Source organism: Pseudomonas sp. SC11, from assembly GCF_047039205.1.
Classification (GTDB): domain Bacteria; phylum Pseudomonadota; class Gammaproteobacteria; order Pseudomonadales; family Pseudomonadaceae; genus Aquipseudomonas; species Aquipseudomonas boreofloridensis.
The window spans coordinates 4,891,170-4,908,967 of the sequence record NZ_CP178183.1 but is presented as its reverse complement, the minus strand read 5'-3'; the positions used below and the strand labels follow the sequence as shown (position 1 = coordinate 4,908,967).

Below are 17,798 nucleotides of genomic sequence, written 5' to 3'. Positions count from 1 at the left end.
CCTGCAATTGCCGTCTATTCTTGCAACAGACGGCGTTAATGAAAGAATTCTTCAGCTTTTTACTATTGATCCTTACAGGAGTGCGGCATATGTCAAAAGGGCATTCGCTACAAGACCCTTACTTGAACACCTTGAGAAAAGAAAAAGTCCCGGTTTCGATCTATCTGGTCAACGGGATCAAGCTGCAGGGCCAGATCGAATCCTTCGACCAGTTCGTCGTGCTGCTGAAGAACACCGTCAGCCAGATGGTCTACAAGCACGCCATCTCCACTGTCGTACCTGCCCGCCCGGTTCGCCTGCCAAGCCCGTCCGATTCCGAACACGGCGACAGCGAGCCAGGCAACGCCTGATAGGAGCCTGCATTGTTCTTTGAGCGCCACGGTGGTGGTGAACGGGCCTTGCTCGTTCACTTGGAAGGTCAGAACCCTGAGGCGCGCGAAGACCCGCAGGAGTTTCAGGAGCTGGCACTGTCGGCCGGGGCGGACATCGTCCACCTGGCCACGGTTGCGCGGCACCAGCCCACAGCGAAGTTCCTGATCGGCAGCGGCAAGGTCGAGGAACTGCGCGACCTGGTCAAGGCCGAAGAAGCCGACCTGGTCATCTTCAATCACACCCTCACGCCCAGTCAGGAACGCAACCTCGAGCGCGTCTTCGAGTGTCGCGTGCTCGACCGTACCGGCCTGATTCTCGACATTTTCGCCCAGCGCGCACGTACCCACGAAGGCAAGCTGCAGGTCGAACTGGCCCAGCTCGAGCATATGAGCACGCGCCTGGTGCGCGGCTGGACTCACCTGGAGCGGCAGAAAGGCGGTATCGGCCTGCGCGGTCCGGGTGAAACCCAGTTGGAAACCGACCGCCGCCTGCTGCGGGTACGCCTGCGGCAGATCAAGGCGCGTCTGGAAAAGGTCCGCAGCCAGCGCGAGCAAGCCCGGCGCGGGCGTCGTCGTGCGGATATTCCGTCGGTGTCGCTGGTGGGTTACACCAACGCCGGCAAGTCCACGCTGTTCAACGCCCTGACACGCTCCGACGTGTACGCCGCCGACCAGCTATTCGCCACCCTCGACCCCACCTTGCGCCGGCTGGAGCTGGATGACCTGGGGCCGATCGTGCTGGCCGACACCGTGGGCTTCATCCGGCATTTGCCCCACAAGCTGGTCGAGGCGTTTCGCGCCACGCTCGAGGAATCGAGCAACTCCGACCTGCTGCTGCACGTGATCGATGCCCACGAGCCCGAGCGCATGGAACAGATCGAGCAGGTACTGGCCGTTCTGGGCGAGATCGGTGCCGAAGGCTTGCCCATCCTCGAGGTCTATAACAAACTCGACCTGCTCGAAGACGTCGAGCCGCAGATCCAGCGCAATGCCGACGGCAAGCCAGAGCGGGTCTGGGTCTCGGCGCGCGACGGGCGTGGCCTTGAGCTTGTCGGGCAGGCGATAGCCGAATTGCTGGGCAATGATCTGTTCGTCGGCACCCTGCGATTGGAGCAGCGATTGGCGCGCCTGCGTGCGCAGTTCTTCGAGTTGGGGGCCGTACAGAGCGAGGAGCACGACGACGAAGGCAGCAGCCTGCTGAGCGTGCGTTTGCCGCGGGTGGAACTTAACCGTATGGTCAGCCGCGAAGGCCTCGAGCCTGACGCGTTCATCGCGCAACACACTTTGCAATAAATGCCCGTCGAGGTCGCCGGGCAGCCGTGACAGGCATTCTGTAGCATTGGACGGCGCGCCGTGGGCGCGTCTTTGCTTTATCAGATGGAGAGCGCTATGGCTTGGAACGAGCCGGGTGGCAACTCGAACAATCAGGATCCCTGGGGCGGCCGCCGCGGTGGCGGCGGTGGTGGCGACAAGAAGGGGCCACCGGATCTCGACGAGGCCTTCCGCAAGCTGCAGGACAGCCTCAACGGCATGTTCGGCGGCAAGAAGAAACGCGGTGGCGGTGGTGGTGACCGCAACGTCGGCAAAGGCGGCGGCTTCGGCCTGCTGGGCATTGGCCTGGCGGTGCTGGCGGCTATCTGGCTGTACAGCGCCGTCTACGTGGTCGACGAGCAGGAGCAGGCCGTGGTGCTGCGCTTCGGCAAGTACTACGAGACCGTGGGCCCAGGCCTGAATATCTATTTCCCGCCTATCGACCGCAAGTACATGGAAAACGTCACGCGTGAGCGGGCGTACACCAAGCAGGGCCAGATGCTCACCGAAGACGAGAACATCGTCGAGGTGCCGCTGACCGTGCAGTACAAGATCAGCAATCTGCAGGACTTCGTGCTCAACGTCGACCAGCCTGAAGTCAGCCTGCAGCACGCCACCGACAGCGCCCTGCGCCACGTGGTGGGCTCCACCTCGATGGACCAGGTGCTGACCGAAGGCCGTGAACAGATGGCCGTGGATATCCGCGAGCGCCTGCAGCGTTTCCTTGACACCTACCGCACCGGTATCACCGTCACCCAGGTCAACGTGCAGAGCGCGGCAGCCCCGCGTGAAGTGCAGGAAGCCTTCGACGACGTGATCCGTGCGCGCGAAGACGAGCAGCGTTCGCGCAACCAGGCCGAGTCCTATGCCAATGGCGTGGTGCCGGAAGCCCGTGGTCAAGCGCAGCGCATCATCGAGGACGCCAACGGCTACCGCGACGAAGTGATCGCCCGCGCCAAGGGTGAGGCCGACCGCTTCACCAAGCTGGTCGCCGAGTACCGCAAGGCGCCTGACGTCACCCGTCAGCGTCTGTACCTGGAGACCATGCAGGAAGTCTACAGCAACACCAGCAAGGTGCTGGTGACCGCCAAGGACGGGCAGAACAACCTGCTCTACCTGCCACTGGACAAGATGGTCGAAGGCAGCCGCAACAACGCAGCGTCGTCCAGCAGCGGGTCGCCGTCGGTCAACGACGCCGCCGCTCGCTCGACCCCCGACCTGCAACAGCAACAACAGCCGCTGCGCACAAGGGAGAGCCGCTGATGAGCAATAAATCGCTGTTCGCCCTCATCGCTGCCGTGGTGTTGGCGATCGTCGCCTGGAACTGCTTCTACATCGTCTCGCAGACCGAGCGGGCGGTATTGCTGCAGTTCGGTCGCGTGGTCCAGGCCGATGTTCAGCCGGGTCTGCACGTGAAGGTGCCGTACGTCAACCAGGTGCGCAAGTTCGACGCGCGCCTGATGACCCTCGACGCTCCCACCCAGCGCTTCCTCACGCTGGAGAAGAAAGCGGTCATGGTCGACGCCTATGCCAAGTGGCGAGTGAAAGATGCCGAGCGCTTCTACACCGCAACCTCGGGTATGAAGCAGATCGCCGACGAGCGCCTGTCGCGTCGTCTGGAAAGTGGCCTGCGCGACCAGTTCGGCAAGCGCACCCTGCATGAAGTGGTCTCCGGTGAACGTGACGCGTTGATGGCTGACATCACCGCTTCGTTGAACCGCATGGCCAACAAGGAGCTGGGTATCGAGGTGGTGGACGTTCGCGTCAAGGCCATCGACCTGCCCAAGGAAGTCAACCGCAGCGTGTTCGATCGCATGAGCACCGAGCGTGAGCGCGAAGCCCGCGAACACCGCGCCAAAGGTAACGAGCTGGCCGAAGGTATTCGCGCCGATGCCGACCGTCAGCGCCGCGTGTTGCTGGCCGAAGCCTATCGCGAAGCGGAAGAAACCCGTGGTGATGGTGACGCTCAGTCGGCCTCCATCTACGCCAAGGCCTACGGCCAGGACGCTGATTTCTACGCGTTCTACCGCAGTCTGCAGGCCTACCGCGAGAGCTTCTCCAGCAAGAGCGACGTGCTGGTCCTGGATCCGAAGAACGAGTTCTTCCGTTTCCTCGACAAGAGCAAGCCGTAAGCGCAAGACGCCCCGCCGGGCAGCTAAAACGTCCGGTGGGGTGCATCCCGAAGAAAAAGGGGTGTATGATGAGTCAGCCGGGAAATTCCCGGCTTTTTTGCGTCTGCAAGGTTGATTGGCCCCAGGCTTTTCGACGACTTGGTCAGCTCGCAGGTATTTCGAGGGTGTTGGCACGGCGGCGGCGCTGGGATCGGTGCTGCCTGCTGTTGTGCGCCAACGCCTGCTTTACAGGTGGCTAACCCGCAGGGCAGCCGCCCGGACCAGAGGGGAAATGGCGTAATGGCAACGGTAGACCGCTGGCTGCTGCCAGATGGCATCGAGGAAGTACTGCCACCTGAAGCGGCGCGCATCGAAATCGCGCGTCGCCAGGTGTTGGACCTGTTCCAGAGTTGGGGCTACGAACTGGTCGTCACCCCGCATATCGAGTACCTGGAATCGCTGCTCACCGGCGCAGGCCAGGACCTGGACCAGCGTACCTTCAAGGTGGTCGATCCGCAGTCCGGCCGCTTGATGGGCTTCCGTGCCGACTTCACCCCCCAGGTGGCACGCATCGATGCCCACACCCTGCGCCGCGAAGGCCCGAGTCGTCTGTGCTATGCCGGCAGCGTGCTGCACGCCGAGCCGCGGGCGCTGTCCACCTCGCGCAGCCCCATCCAACTGGGCGCCGAGCTGTATGGCGATGCCAGCCCGACCAGCGATGTCGAGGTGATCAGCCTGATGCTGAGCACCCTGCAGCTCACCGATGTGGCCGACGTGCACATGGACCTGGGCCACGTCGGTATCTACCGCGGCCTGGCGCGCGCCGCCGGCCTCTGCGGCGCGGTCGAACAGCAGTTGTTCGATGCGTTGCAGCGCAAGGCCGTGGACGAAGTCCACGCCCTGACCGCAGAGCTGCCGAAGGACCTGGGCAACATGCTGCGCGCCTTGGTCGAGCTGTGCGGTGGCCGCGAGGTGCTGGCCGAAGCCCGCGTGCGCCTGGGGCGTGCGCCTGCCAGTGTGCTGGCGGCGCTGGACGATCTGCTGGCCATCGCCGATCGCCTGGCTGCACGCTATCCGCACCTGCCGCTGTACTTCGACCTAGGCGAGTTGCGCGGCTACAACTATCACACAGGCGTGGTGTTCGCCGTCTTCGTCCCCGGTGTCGGTCAATCGATCGCCCAGGGCGGGCGCTATGACGACATCGGCGCCGACTTCGGCCGGGCGCGCCCGGCTACCGGTTTCTCCACGGATTTGAAGACCCTGGTCACACTGGGGCGAGCGGAGGTCGCATTGCCGTGCGGTGGCATCTGGATGCCCGACAACGGCGACGCGGCCCTCTGGCAGCAGGTCTGCCAGTTGCGCAACGAGGGCCAGCGTGTGGTTCAGGCCCTGCCTGGGCAGCCGCTGAGTGCTGCCTTCGAAGCGGATTGTGATCGGCAATTGATTCAGCAGGACGGGCGCTGGCAGGTTCTGCCGCTGACCCATTGAGATTCTTCGCCGGCAATAGGCCGGCAACCAAGATTGCGTGAATGAGGACAAGTGTTATGGGTAAGAATGTCGTCGTCCTGGGCACCCAGTGGGGTGATGAGGGCAAAGGCAAGATCGTCGATCTGCTGACCGAACATGCTGCCGCCGTCGTGCGTTACCAAGGTGGCCACAACGCGGGCCACACCTTGGTGATCGACGGTGAGAAGACCGTTCTGCACCTGATTCCCTCGGGCATCCTGCGCGAAGGCGTGCAGTGCCTGATCGGCAATGGCGTGGTGGTCGCGCCCGATGCGTTGATGCGCGAAATCACCAAGCTGGAAGAAAAAGGCGTGCCGGTGCGCGAGCGTCTGCGCATCAGTCCGGCGGCGCCGCTGATCCTGTCCTACCACGTGGCACTGGACCAGGCCCGTGAGAAGGCCCGTGGCGAAGCCAAGATCGGCACCACCGGTCGCGGTATCGGCCCGGCCTACGAAGACAAGGTCGCGCGCCGTGGCCTGCGCGTCGGTGACCTGTTCCACCGCGAGCGCTTCGCCGCCAAGCTTGGCGAGTTGCTGGACTACCACAACTTCCAATTGGTCAATTACTACAAAGAGCCGGCCATCGACTTCCAGCAGACTCTGGACGACTGCATGGCTTACGCCGAACAGCTCAAGCCGATGATGCTCGACGTCACCGCCGAGTTGCATAACCTGCGCCGCGCCGGCAAGGACATCATGTTCGAAGGCGCCCAGGGTTCGCTGCTGGACATCGACCACGGCACCTATCCGTACGTCACCAGCTCGAACACCACCGCAGGCGGTATCTCCACCGGCTCCGGCGTCGGCCCGATGTACCTGGATTACATCCTGGGTATCACCAAGGCCTACACCACCCGCGTCGGTTCCGGTCCATTCCCGACCGAGCTGTTCGACGAGACCGGCGCCACCTTGGCCAAGCGTGGCCATGAGTTCGGCTCCACCACCGGTCGCGCCCGTCGTTGCGGCTGGTTCGACGCCGTGATCCTGCGCCGCGCCATCGACGTCAACAGCATCTCGGGCATCTGCCTGACCAAGCTCGACGTGCTCGATGGCCTGGAAACCATCAACATCTGCGTCGGCTACAAGAACGAGCACGGTGCAGTCATCGACGCGCCGTCCGATGCCGACAGCTACATCGGCCTGGAGCCGGTGTACGAAGAGATGCCAGGCTGGAGCGAATCGACCCTGGGCGTGAAAGCCCTGGAGGAGCTGCCGCAGGCTGCGCGCAACTACATCAAGCGCATCGAAGAGCTGGTCGGCGCGCCGATCGACATCATCTCCACCGGCCCGGACCGTAACGAAACCATCGTGTTGCGTCACCCGTTCGCCTGATCGACCGCCAGGTCGATTCGACGCCGTAGCCCTGCAAAGGGCTGCGGCGTTTTTGTTTGTGTCGATGACAGGCTGTCGCGTTGCTCGACCTTGGCGTATATCCCCGCTGCGCCAGGCACAACCCTTGCTGTAAGAAGCGTCTGTAGCTGCCATCAAAGTAATGGCGCCAGAAACACGGGGGTTCAAACGTGTCTGCCATCCTCTCTCTGTTACGAAGCCGCCTCCTGCGGCCTGTGTTTGTTGCACTCGGTATCGCCCTGCTGGTGCAGGTGCTGGTGGCCGTGGTGCTGACTCGAAGCACCATCTCTGCACTCGAAGCGGATCTGGGCGAGCGCCTGGGCAGTGACAGCCGCAAGCTGGCCGACGAACTGGGCCTGGCGGGCCAGGATGTGCGCGGAGGGCTCGACAGCCTTTCTGCCAGCACCCGTCAGCGCTTGAGCGCTGGTCTATCCAGTCGATTGCAGAGCGAACAGCAGCAATTGCGCACTACTTTGGAGCAAAGTCTCAAGGACTCGGCCAACGACATGGCCGAACTGCTGGCCTCGGTGGCACCCAGGGCGATCTGGGATAACGACGTGCCGACGCTCTCCGACTTCGCTCGACGCGCCCAGCGCAATCCCAACGTGTTGTTCGTCATCTACGACAACGCCGAGGGCGAGCACCTGACGCGCTATCTGAATCGGCAGAACCCGATCAACCAGGCGCTCATGGACAAAGGCCAGGGCGAGCGGGCGTTGGACAAGGTGCTGGATGCGGCGCGCCACGATCCTTCGGTGTACTTCGTCGAGGCGCCCATCAGCCCCAACGGCGCCACCATCGGCAAGGTCCTGATGGGCGTGTCCACCGTGGCTGTGGACCAGACGCTCAGCGCGCTCGACCAGCGCTTTACCGCCCTGATCAGCAGCAGCGAGCAACTGGTCGGCGAAAGCTTGGGCGCGGCCGCCGCCGACAGTGGCAAGGCCCTGCAGGCACGCCTGGAAACGGCGCAACACAGTGCTACCGCGATGCAGGCCAATACCGCACAGACCGTGCGCGAAGCGGCTGGGGAGCTGCGTTGGCGCATCGGCCTGGGCCTGGCGCTGGTTGGGCTGGGCGTGCTGTTGCTGGTGGCGGTGGTGCTGGGTCGGCGCGTGGTGAGCAAGTTGCGCCTGCTGATCGCCGCCCTGGACGACCTGGCGGCTGGCGAGGGCGATCTGACCAAGCGGGTGGCGCTCGACAGCCGCGATGAAATTGGCGACATGGCCTCAGCGGTCAACCGCTTCGTCGACAAGTTGCAACCCATCGTGCGGGAGGCCGGCGAGGTGGCGCAGCGAACCGGCGTCGAGATCGGCAGCATGGCGCAGCGCACGGCCGGTGCGGATGCGGCGGCGGCGTTGCAGCGTGACGAAGTGGCGGCCAGTCTGCGCGACTTGTCGAGCATGGCCGACGAAGCCCAGGCCGAGAGTCATGCCATGCAGGCGGCCTTGCAGCAGGTGGTGGACATCCGCCAGGCCACCGACGAGAACAGTCGGGCCTCCACTCAACTGGCCAAATTGATCGAGAAGTTGGCCGGCGAAGTGGACAGCGGGGCCCAGGTCATCGAGCGGCTGGCCAAGCAGAGCGAGCAGATCGAGGTGGTGCTGACGGTGATCCACGGTATCGCCGAGCAGACCAACCTGCTGGCGCTCAACGCGGCGATCGAAGCGGCCCGGGCTGGCGAGACGGGGCGTGGCTTCGCGGTGGTCGCCGATGAAGTGCGGGCATTGGCCAGCAAGACGCAGAGCTCTACCGGTGATATCCAGGCGCATATCGTCGCGCTGCAGCAAGGCGCCAAGGAGGCCGTCGCGACCATCGGCCAGGCCGGGCGCCAGGCCAGCGAGGGCCTGTTGGTGCTGCGCGACAACGAACGCCGGCAGCAGTCGGTACAGGCGGCGGTCGAGCAGGTGCATGCGGCCATCGGTGTGGCCACGCGCGCGGCTGAACAGCAGGCCAACGGTGCTCAGGCGGTGCGGGGCCGGGTAGAGAACATCCATGCCCAGGCCGAGCGGTCGGCCGAGGTGGTCATGCAGACCACCGCCAGCAGCAAGGTGCTCGACGACCTGGCGACGCAGTTGCGTGCAAGCCTTGGCCAGTTCAGGGCGTAAGGTTCACGCCCTGTTCAGGTACATCCGCGTGGTCAGCAGATACACCGGCAATCCTGAAACCACAATCAGCAGGGCGGCGTAGGGCGCTGCCGCTGCAAACTCGACATTGGCGGTGTGGGCCCAGACCTCCGTGGCCAGGGTGGTCATGCCGGTCGGGCTGAGCAGCAGGGTGGCGGTCAGTTCCTTCATGGCGTCGAGGAACACCAGGGCAAAGGCGGCGGCCAAGGCTGGGAAGATGATCGGCAGGGTCACCCGGCAGAAGGCGGCGAGGCTGCTGGCGCCCAGGGTGCGGGCGGCTTCTTCGAGCGTCGGCGAGGCCTTGTTCAGCGCGGTGCGCACCGGTGCCTGGGCCAGTGGCAGGAACAGCAGGGCATAGGCCAGGATCAGCAGCGCGGTGGTCTGGTACAGCGCCGGCACGTAGTGCAGGGCGAAGAACACCAGGGTCAGGGCGATCACCAAACCGGGCAGGGCATGCAGCAGGTAGGGCAAGCGTTCGGCCCAGATCGCCAGGCGCCCTTTGTAGCGCACCACCAGGAAGCTCACCGGCAGCGCCAGCGCCACGCAGAAACCGGCACCACCGAGCGAAACCGACAGGGAGGTGAGCAGCGCCTTGCCGATCGCCGCGACCGGGAAGGCTGCCGACGAGCCGACGCTCAGCCAGTAACCGAGCATGGCCAGCGGGATGCCGCTGCCGAGCACGGCCAGTCCCAGGCAGAACAGCTGCGCCGGCAGTGTCCAGCCTTTGAGCCGCAACGGTTGTGCACGTCGGGCCACGCCTTGGCCGATGCGTACATGGCGGGCCTTGCCACGCACGCGCAACTCCATCCAGAGCATCGCCAGGCACAGTGCAAGCAGCACGGCCGAGAGCATCGCCGCATTGGCATTGCTGAACTCCAGCTCGAACTGCTGGTAGATCGCCGTGGTGAAGGTTTGCAGGCCGAGGATCGACAGGGCGCCGAATTCCACCAGCATGTGCAGGGCGATCAACAGACCGCCGCCGAGCATGCTCGGCCACAGCAGTGGCAGGGTGACTTTGAAGAACACGCCGCTGCGGCTACAGCCCAGCGTGCGCGCCGACTCTTCCAGCGAGGTATCGAGGTTGCGCAGGGTGGCTGCCACGGGCAGGAACACCAAGGGGTACTTGGACAGCGCCATGACCAGGACCGCCCCGCCGAGGCCTTCGAAGTCAGAGCTCAGCGACACCCAGGTGAAGCTGCTGACGAACGACGGCACGGCGAACGGCAGGCACAGCACCACGCCCCATAGACGTCGTCCGCGCAAATCGCTGCGTTCGAGCAGCCAGGCCAGCGCCACGCCGACCACCAGGCAGGCGAGGGTGACCCCGGCCATCAGCAGCAGTGTGTTGCGCAGCAGGTCCCAGACGAAAGGGCGCCAGAGCAGGCGCAGGGCTTCATGCCAGCCGGCTTCCCAGGCCTTGATGGCCACATAGGCCAGTGGCAGCAGGCTCGCCGCGACCAGGCACAGGACGGGCAACACCACCCACACGGAGGGGCGCTTGCGGCGCGGCACGAAGCGTACCAGGGCCGACTCGGGCACGGCGGCAGTCATCAGAGCAGGCCGACCTCACGTTCCAGTTCGAGTGCTTCTTCGGCATTGCCCAGATCGGCCGGGCTGATCTTCGGTGGGCGCAGGTCCTCGAATGGCTTCAGGCCACGGTCCGAGACCATGCCCTTGTGCAGGGGGTACTCGGCAGTGGTCTGGGTGATCACGCGCTGGCCCTCTTCGCTGGCCATCCAGTTGAGCAGGGCTTGAGCTTCCTTGGGGTGCTTGCTGGCCTTGACGGCGGCTGCGCCGGAGATGGTCACCAGGTTGCCTGCATCGCCGTCGGCCAGGTAATACAGCTTGGAGTCGAGCTTGCCGCGCTCGCGCTCCAAGGCATACCAGTAGTAGTTGTTCACCAGCACCGCTGCCACTTCGCCTTTCTCGACGGCTTTGAGCGCGACCATGTTGTTGGTGTAGGTCTTGCCGAAAGCCTTCAGGCCCGTCAGCCATTCCTCGGTGGCTTCGCGCCCGTGCATCTTGAGGATGGCCACGGCCTGCTCCTGGAATGCGCCGCTGGTCGGAACGAAGCCGACTTTGCGGTCCCATTCGGGGTTGGCGAAGTCCATCACGGTCTTGGGCAGGTCGTTCTCGTCGATCTTCTTCGGGTTGTACACCACCACGCGGGTACGCGCGGTCACGCCCATCCAGGTCCCGTTACCGGCCACGTATTCCTTGGGCAGCATGTCCAGGGTGCTCTGGTCGATCTTGGCCAGCAGGCCCAGTTCGCCCAGGTTGTTCAGTGGCGGAGATTCTTCGGTGTAGATGATGTCGGCGGGGGAGCGCTCGCCCTCTTCGATGATCTGGCTGGCCAGCTGGTTGCTGCTGCCTTTGCGGATATCGATGTGGATGCCGGTCTTGGCCTCGTAGGCCTTGGCGATGGCTTCGCCGATTTCCTTGTGCTGACCGTTGTACATCGTCAGCGTTACCGGTGCGTCTGCCTGGGCTGCCGGCGCGCCGATCACCAGGCCAAGGACGGCGGCAGTCAGGGTGCGCAGCAGCGGTGTGGGGCGAATCCTCATGCGGGTACTTCCTCGCTTACGGCTACATATTTCGAAACAATGGTAAACGAAATCGTTTCTCATGTGGCTGTGGCGGGGGAAATTCGCTGGGTGCGCGGCGGTGAGGGCGGGCGATGGAAAAAACGCAGGCAAGAAAAAACCCACTAGCAAGCTAGTGGGTTTTTATATGGTGCCCAGGAGAAGACTCGAACTTCCACGACCGTTAAGTCACTGATACCTGAAACCAGCGCGTCTACCAATTCCGCCACCTGGGCAAAGCTTTTGCATCTACAGCGATGAAACTTCAAGCGTCTTGCTGAATGACAGAAAAACCTGCTATCTATCACTCGAAATATTTGGTGCCCAGGAGAAGACTCGAACTTCCACGACCGTTAAGTCACTGATACCTGAAACCAGCGCGTCTACCAATTCCGCCACCTGGGCACACATTCTGTCGAGGTCACATGATGCTTTACATCAGGCTTCATCTCAACTACAACGTCGGCTGACCGTCGTTGTGGTGCGCACTATACGGACGGTCCCTGAGGCTGTAAAGCCCCGGATCGAAAAATTTTTCAAAATCTTCAAGTCGTTGATTCCAGTGACCTATTGCCCTCAGCAGGATATCTGCCGGGGGCTGTCCAAGGCAGACATTTCCGGTTTCAATACGCACATGGCAGAATTCTTATCTATATACCCCAAGGTGAACCCCTTCTGATGGCCGATTGGCAATCCCTCGATCCCGAGGCCGCTCGCGAAGCGGAAAAATACGAAAATCCCATCCCCAGCCGTGAGCTGATCCTTCAGCGCCTCGCCGACCGTGGCGAACCTGCCGCTCGCGAGGAGCTGGCAAACGAATTCGGTCTTTACGAAGAAGACCAGATCGAAGCCCTGCGTCGCCGACTGCGCGCCATGGAGCGCGATGGCCAGCTCATCTATACCCGGCGCGGCACCTATGCCCCGGTAGACAAGCTCGACCTGATCTGCGGCCGCGTCTCCGGCCACCGCGACGGCTTCGGCTTCCTCATTCCCGACGATGGCAGCGAGGACCTGTTCCTCAGCCCGGCGCAAATGCGCCTGGTGTTCGACGGCGACCGTGCGCTGGCGCGGGTCAGTGGCGTGGACCGCCGCGGGCGCCGCGAGGGCGCGCTGGTTGAGGTCATCTCCCGCGCCCACGAAAGCGTGGTCGGCCGCTACTTCGAAGAAGGCGGCATCGGCTACGTGACCCCGGACAATCCGAAGATCCAGCAGGAAGTGCTGGTGACCGCCGGTCGTAACGGCGGGGCGAAGATCGGCCAGTTCGTGGAAATCAAGATCACCCACTGGCCCACCCCGCGCTTCCAGCCGCAGGGTGACGTGGTGGAAGTGATCGGCAACTACATGGCGCCGGGCATGGAGATCGATGTCGCCCTGCGCAGCTACGACATTCCCCACGTCTGGCCGCAGGACGTGATCAAGGAAGCGCGCAAGTTCCGCTCCGAAGTCGAAGAGAAGGACAAGGAAAAGCGCATCGACCTGCGCCATCTGCCGTTCGTCACCATCGACGGCGAAGACGCCCGCGACTTCGACGATGCCGTGTTCTGCGAGCCGCTGGGCAAGCTGCGCCTGTTCTCCGGAGGCTGGCGCCTGTATGTGGCCATCGCCGACGTCTCGAGTTACGTGCGCCTGGGCTCGGCCCTGGACGTCGAGGCTCAGCAGCGCGGTAACTCGGTGTATTTCCCCGAGCGCGTGGTGCCGATGCTCCCCGAGGAGCTGTCCAACGGCCTGTGCTCGCTGAACCCGCATGTCGATCGCCTGGCCATGGTCTGCGAGATGACCATCAACAAGGCCGGCCAAATGGTCGACTACCAGTTCTACGAAGGCGTCATTCATTCCCATGCGCGCCTGACCTACAACAAGGTCAGCAGCATGCTCGAGCATGCCCGCACCCGTGAAGGCAAGGCCCTGCGCGAGGAATACAGCGCGGTGCTGCCGGACCTCAAGCACCTCTACGCGTTGTACAAGGTGCTGGTCGATGCCCGTCATACCCGTGGCGCCATCGACTTCGAAACCCAGGAAACCCGGATCATCTTCGGTGAAGACCGCAAGATCGACGAAATTCGTCCGACCGTGCGTAACGACGCCCACAAGCTGATCGAAGAATGCATGCTGGCGGCCAACGTCGCCACCGCCCAGTTCATGCAGAAGCACAACGTGCCGTCGCTGTACCGCGTGCACGACGGCCCGCCGCCGGAGCGTCTGGAAAAACTGCGTGCCTTCCTGGGCGAGCTGGGTCTGTCGCTGCACAAGGGCAAGGAACCGTCGCCCAAGGATTACCAGGCGTTGTTGGCGAGCATCGCCGGTCGTCCGGACTTCCACCTGATCCAGACCGTCATGCTGCGCTCGCTCAGCCAGGCGGTGTACAGCGTCGAGAACAACGGCCACTTCGGCCTGAACTACGAGGCGTACACCCACTTCACCTCGCCGATCCGCCGCTACCCTGATCTGCTCGTGCACCGCGCCATCCGCAGCGTGATCCGCTCGAAGATGGATACCCCGCACGTCAAGCGTGCCGGTGCCATGAGCATTCCCAAGGCGCGCATCTATCCGTACGACGAGACGGCCCTGGAGCAGATGGGCGAACAGTGCTCGATGACCGAGCGGCGCGCCGACGAGGCCACCCGCGACGTGGTCAACTGGCTCAAGTGCGAGTACATGCGCGACCGCGTGGGCGAGACCTTCCCGGGCGTGATCACGGCGGTGACCGGTTTCGGCCTGTTCATCGAGCTGACCGACATCTACGTCGAAGGCCTGGTCCACGTCAGCGCGCTGCCGGGTGACTACTACCACTTCGACGCCGTGCACCATCGTCTGGCCGGTGAGCGTACCGGGCGTAGTTTCCGTCTCGGCGACAGCATCGAAGTGAAGGTCATGCGCGTCGATCTCGAACAGCGCAAGATCGATTTCGAGCTGTCCGAGGCGGCGATCAAGGCGCCGGTCGGTCGCAAAGGTCGTGGCGAGTCGGGCGAGCCTGACAAAGCCAAGGCCAATGCCCCGGTCAAGGGCGGGAGTGGTGCCAGGGCCAGTGCGCCTGCTCAGGCCGAGGCCGCACCGGCCAGCGAGGCACGGATTTCGCCCAAGCCACGCAGCCGCAAGAGCGAAAGTGCCGAGGCCTACTTCCCCAAGGATGCCGTGCAGCGCAACGCCGAAGTGCGCAAGAGCCGTGAGATGAAGAAGGCGCTGATGGGCGACGCCCGCAACCAGGCCTCGCACAAGTCCGAGAAGGGCGACAAGGCATCGGGCAAGACCAAGCATCGCAAGGGGCCGTCGAAGTCCGGCGCGCCACGCAAGGGCAAGAGCAGCAAGTCATGAGTCAGTTGGAAAAGATCTACGGTGTGCACGCGGTGCAGGCCTTGCTGCAGCACCATCCCAAGCGGGTGAAGCAGATCTGGTTGTCCGAAGGGCGCAGTGAGCCGCGTCTGCAGGCGCTGCTGGCCCTGGCTGCCGAGAACCGTGTCGCGGTAGGGCAGGCCGAGCGGCGTGAGCTCGATGCCTGGGTTGAAGGCGTGCACCAAGGCGTGGTCGCCGAGGTCAGCCCGAGCCAGGTATGGGGCGAGGCGATGCTCGAAGAATTGCTCGAACGCAGCGAGACCGCGCCGTTGATCCTGGTGCTCGACGGCGTCACCGACCCGCACAACCTCGGCGCCTGCCTGCGCACCGCCGATGCCGCAGGGGCCACCGCCGTGGTGATTCCCAAGGACAAGTCGGCGACCCTCACGGCCGTGGTGCGCAAAGTGGCCTGCGGCGCCGCCGAGGTGATTCCGCTGGTGGCGGTCACCAACCTCGCGCGTACGCTGGAGAAACTCCAGCAGCGGGGTCTGTGGGTGGTCGGCACGGCGGGCGAGGCCGAGCAGGAGATCTACCAGCAAGACCTGACCGGCCCGTTGGTGATGATCATGGGCGCCGAGGGCAAGGGCATGCGTCGCCTCACCCGCGAGCACTGCGACTTCCTGGTCAAGCTGCCCATGGCCGGTAGCGTCAGCAGCCTGAACGTCTCGGTGGCCACCGGTGTTTGCCTGTTCGAGGCCGTGCGCCAGCGTCAGGCCAAGCGTTGAATCCATGGGCTGCCCGGCAGCCCGTCGCGACACACGGCCGCGCCACAGGTTTTCGGATACTGTGGGCGCGGCTTTGTACCGCATAAGGGGTGCATCGCGCCCCGGATCTTGAGCGTTCGAGCGGTCTGTTTGCGATTGTTCAAATAATCGCCAATCGCCTTGCTTGTCCGACCGGCCTTCTCTACAATTGCGCCCCTTGCCACGCTGGCAGGTGCGCATGCGCCTCCCCTCAGGGCGAGACACACAGTGTCATTCACTCCTTGTCTGACCAGATTCGCTGGCAGACTACTAACCCGTAAGGAGCATTCATGCGTCATTACGAAATCATCTTCCTGGTTCACCCGGACCAGAGCGAGCAAGTCGGCGGCATGGTCGAGCGTTACACCAAGCTGATCGAAGAAGATGGTGGCAAGATCCACCGCCTGGAAGACTGGGGCCGTCGTCAACTGGCCTACGCAATCAACAATGTTCACAAGGCTCACTACGTGATGCTGAACGTTGAGTGCACCGGCAAGGCCCTGGCCGAGCTGGAAGACAACTTCCGCTACAACGATGCCGTGATCCGTAACCTGGTCATCCGTCGCGACGAAGCCGTTACCGGCCAGTCCGAGATGCTGAAGGCTGAAGAGAACCGCAGCGAGCGCCGTGAGCGTCGCGAGCGTCCTGAGCATGCTGACTCCGCCGACGGCGACGACAGCAATGACAGCGACTCCAGCGATAACGCTGACGAGTAATCCACGGACCTTTAGAGGAGCCTATTAAATGGCACGTTTCTTCCGTCGTCGTAAATTCTGCCGCTTCACTGCTGAAGACGTGAAAGAGATCGACTTCAAAGATCTCAACACCCTGAAAGCTTACGTATCCGAAACCGGCAAGATCGTTCCAAGCCGTATCACTGGTACCAAAGCTCGTTATCAGCGTCAGCTGGCTACCGCTATCAAGCGCGCCCGCTTCCTGGCCCTGCTGCCTTACACCGACAGCCACGGCCGCTGAGACCGGGTCGTCGACAAGCAGTAAGGGATAGGCATGCGAGCGTTGGCTGATTTCATCATGCGCGGTCGCGTGCAGGCCACTGTCGTGGTGGCTGGTTGTGCGGCAATGCCGCTGTTGTTCTGGTTGAGTGCCGCCGCCGGGAGCCTTGTGTTCCTGCGGCGTGGTTTCAAGGACGCATCCTCGGTCATCGTGTGGGGCATCTTGCCCGCACTGGCCTGGTGGATCTTCGGCGAGCCGCGCACCTTGATGGTGCTGCTGGGGACGTTGGGGCTGGCCGCGCTGTTGCGCGCCGGGCATTCCTGGAACCGGGTGCTGTTGTCCAGCATCGCCCTGGGCCTGTTGTACGGTGTCATCCTCGGTTCAGTGTTCCGCGAACCGATCGAAGCTCTGGCGCGAGCGCTTGAAAAAGCCCTGCCGCAGATGCTCGACGGTCTCTACCAGCAGTTGTCGGTGGAGGAGCAGGCACACCTTGGAGCACTCATCGTACCGGTGCTCAATGGCCTGATTGCAGCGTTGCTGCAGGTCGTCAGCGTACTGGCCCTGATGTTGGGGCGGTACTGGCAGGCCGCGTTGTACAACCCTGGAGGGTTCGGCCGCGAATTTCACGCGGTGCGCATACCTCGGGTGCCGGCACTGGTGCTGCTGGCGTGCATGGTGTTCGGGCCGAACTTCGGTTCCGCCGTCGCCCTGCTCACGCCACTGTGCAGTGTGCCGCTCATGTTCGCGGGCATCGCCCTGCTGCATGGGCTGGTGGCCCAGAAACGCCTGGCCAAGTTTTGGCTGGTGGGGTTGTACGTCACGCTGGTGCTGTTCATGCAGCTGACCTATCCGTTGCTCGTGGTCCTGGCCATTGTCGACAGCCTGATTGATTTTCGCGGTCGCCACTCCCCGAAGGGGAATGATCCCGCGAACGGTGAAGGTTAAAAGTTAAGAGGTTTTACCAAATGGAACTGATCCTGCTGGAAAAAGTCGCCAACCTGGGCAACCTGGGCGACAAAGTAAATGTTAAGGCTGGCTACGGCCGCAACTTCCTGCTGCCATTCGGCAAGGCTACCGCTGCGACCGCCGCCAACCTGGCTGCATTCGAAGAGCGTCGTGCCGAGCTGGAAAAAGCCGCTGCCGACAAGAAAGCTTCGGCTGAAAGCCGCGCTGCCCAACTGGCCGAGCTGGAAGTGACCATCACTGCCACCGCTGGCGACGAAGGCAAGCTGTTCGGTTCGATCGGCACCCACGACATCGCTGATGCCCTGACCGCCTCCGGCGTTGAAGTGGCCAAAGCTGAAGTACGTCTGCCGAACGGCACCATCCGTCAGGTTGGCGAATACGATGTAGCCGTGCACCTGCACAGCGACGTCGAAGCCACCGTACGTGTGGTCGTCGTAGCGGCCTAAGCTGCG

Annotated in this window: 15 protein-coding genes, 2 tRNA genes and 1 pseudogene; 14 read left to right on the top strand and 4 right to left on the bottom strand. The window is 63.4% G+C overall.

Translation table 11 applies throughout. The features are described from left to right. Positions 1-89: 89 nt before the first annotated feature. The 8 genes and pseudogenes from hfq (at position 90) to ACK2SD_RS21890 (ending at position 8,753) form a co-directional block, all read left to right on the top strand. Entirely contained in the window at positions 90-350 is a 261-nt protein-coding gene (gene hfq, locus ACK2SD_RS21925) for an RNA chaperone Hfq (RefSeq protein ID WP_029612777.1), read from the top strand. Positions 351-362: 12 nt separating this feature from the next. Next, positions 363-1,664 (top strand): ribosome rescue GTPase HflX, encoded by a 1,302-nt coding sequence (gene hflX, locus ACK2SD_RS21920; RefSeq protein WP_039582859.1) that lies wholly within the window; start codon positions 363-365, stop codon positions 1,662-1,664. A 96-nt stretch (positions 1,665-1,760) separates the two neighbouring features. After that, positions 1,761-2,945, top strand: a complete 1,185-nt coding sequence (gene hflK / locus ACK2SD_RS21915; RefSeq protein ID WP_295486833.1) for an FtsH protease activity modulator HflK — start codon at positions 1,761-1,763, stop codon at positions 2,943-2,945. Continuing rightward, positions 2,945-3,814: a protease modulator HflC gene (hflC, locus tag ACK2SD_RS21910; protein WP_039582862.1), complete on the top strand. Its 870-nt coding sequence runs from the start codon at positions 2,945-2,947 to the stop codon at positions 3,812-3,814. Before hflK ends, hflC begins: the two co-directional genes overlap by 1 nt. Positions 3,815-4,093: 279 nt before the next feature. Further along, complete coding sequence (locus ACK2SD_RS21905; RefSeq protein WP_412460830.1) at positions 4,094-5,281, top strand: ATP phosphoribosyltransferase regulatory subunit; 1,188 nt, start codon at positions 4,094-4,096, stop codon at positions 5,279-5,281. Between the two features lie 56 nt (positions 5,282-5,337). Further along, a complete protein-coding gene (locus tag ACK2SD_RS21900; RefSeq protein WP_412460829.1) occupies positions 5,338-6,630 on the top strand; it encodes an adenylosuccinate synthase in 1,293 nt (430 codons plus the stop codon). 524 nt (positions 6,631-7,154) lie between these two features. After that, a pseudogene (locus ACK2SD_RS21895) lies at positions 7,155-7,847 on the top strand (methyl-accepting chemotaxis protein); the annotation flags it as partial. 21 nt (positions 7,848-7,868) lie between these two features. Beyond that, entirely contained in the window at positions 7,869-8,753 is an 885-nt protein-coding gene (locus ACK2SD_RS21890) for a methyl-accepting chemotaxis protein (protein ID WP_375063426.1), read from the top strand. A 3-nt stretch (positions 8,754-8,756) separates the two neighbouring features. On the opposite strand, the gene ACK2SD_RS21885 is transcribed toward ACK2SD_RS21890, so the two are convergent. The 4 genes from ACK2SD_RS21885 to ACK2SD_RS21870 form a co-directional block, all read right to left on the bottom strand. Continuing rightward, entirely contained in the window at positions 8,757-10,322 is a 1,566-nt protein-coding gene (locus tag ACK2SD_RS21885; protein ID WP_412460828.1) for an ABC transporter permease, read from the bottom strand. After that, complete coding sequence (locus ACK2SD_RS21880; protein ID WP_295486842.1) at positions 10,322-11,335, bottom strand: extracellular solute-binding protein; 1,014 nt, start codon at positions 11,333-11,335, stop codon at positions 10,322-10,324. The genes ACK2SD_RS21885 and ACK2SD_RS21880 overlap by 1 nt, the downstream gene beginning before the upstream one ends. 167 nt (positions 11,336-11,502) lie before the next feature. Then, positions 11,503-11,589: transfer RNA gene (locus ACK2SD_RS21875), tRNA-Leu, on the bottom strand. An 82-nt stretch (positions 11,590-11,671) separates the two neighbouring features. Continuing rightward, positions 11,672-11,758: transfer RNA gene (locus tag ACK2SD_RS21870), tRNA-Leu, on the bottom strand. Between the two features lie 273 nt (positions 11,759-12,031). On the opposite strand from ACK2SD_RS21870, the gene rnr reads away from it, so the two are divergent. From rnr to rplI, 6 genes are all read left to right on the top strand, one after another. Then, on the top strand, positions 12,032-14,665 hold the full coding sequence (rnr, locus tag ACK2SD_RS21865) for a ribonuclease R (protein WP_412460827.1): 2,634 nt from the start codon (positions 12,032-12,034) through the stop codon (positions 14,663-14,665). After that, entirely contained in the window at positions 14,662-15,408 is a 747-nt protein-coding gene (gene rlmB / locus ACK2SD_RS21860; RefSeq protein WP_116887465.1) for a 23S rRNA (guanosine(2251)-2'-O)-methyltransferase RlmB, read from the top strand. Before rnr ends, rlmB begins: the two co-directional genes overlap by 4 nt. Before the next feature lie 308 nt (positions 15,409-15,716). Then, on the top strand, positions 15,717-16,142 hold the full coding sequence (gene rpsF, locus ACK2SD_RS21855; RefSeq protein WP_029612766.1) for a 30S ribosomal protein S6: 426 nt from the start codon (positions 15,717-15,719) through the stop codon (positions 16,140-16,142). Positions 16,143-16,170: 28 nt separating this feature from the next. Further along, entirely contained in the window at positions 16,171-16,401 is a 231-nt protein-coding gene (gene rpsR / locus ACK2SD_RS21850) for a 30S ribosomal protein S18 (RefSeq protein WP_003249563.1), read from the top strand. A 33-nt stretch (positions 16,402-16,434) separates the two neighbouring features. Further along, complete coding sequence (locus tag ACK2SD_RS21845; RefSeq protein ID WP_029612765.1) at positions 16,435-17,325, top strand: hypothetical protein; 891 nt, start codon at positions 16,435-16,437, stop codon at positions 17,323-17,325. Positions 17,326-17,345: 20 nt separating this feature from the next. After that, a complete protein-coding gene (rplI, locus tag ACK2SD_RS21840; RefSeq protein ID WP_029612764.1) occupies positions 17,346-17,792 on the top strand; it encodes a 50S ribosomal protein L9 in 447 nt (148 codons plus the stop codon). The last annotated feature ends 6 nt before the right edge of the window (positions 17,793-17,798 follow it).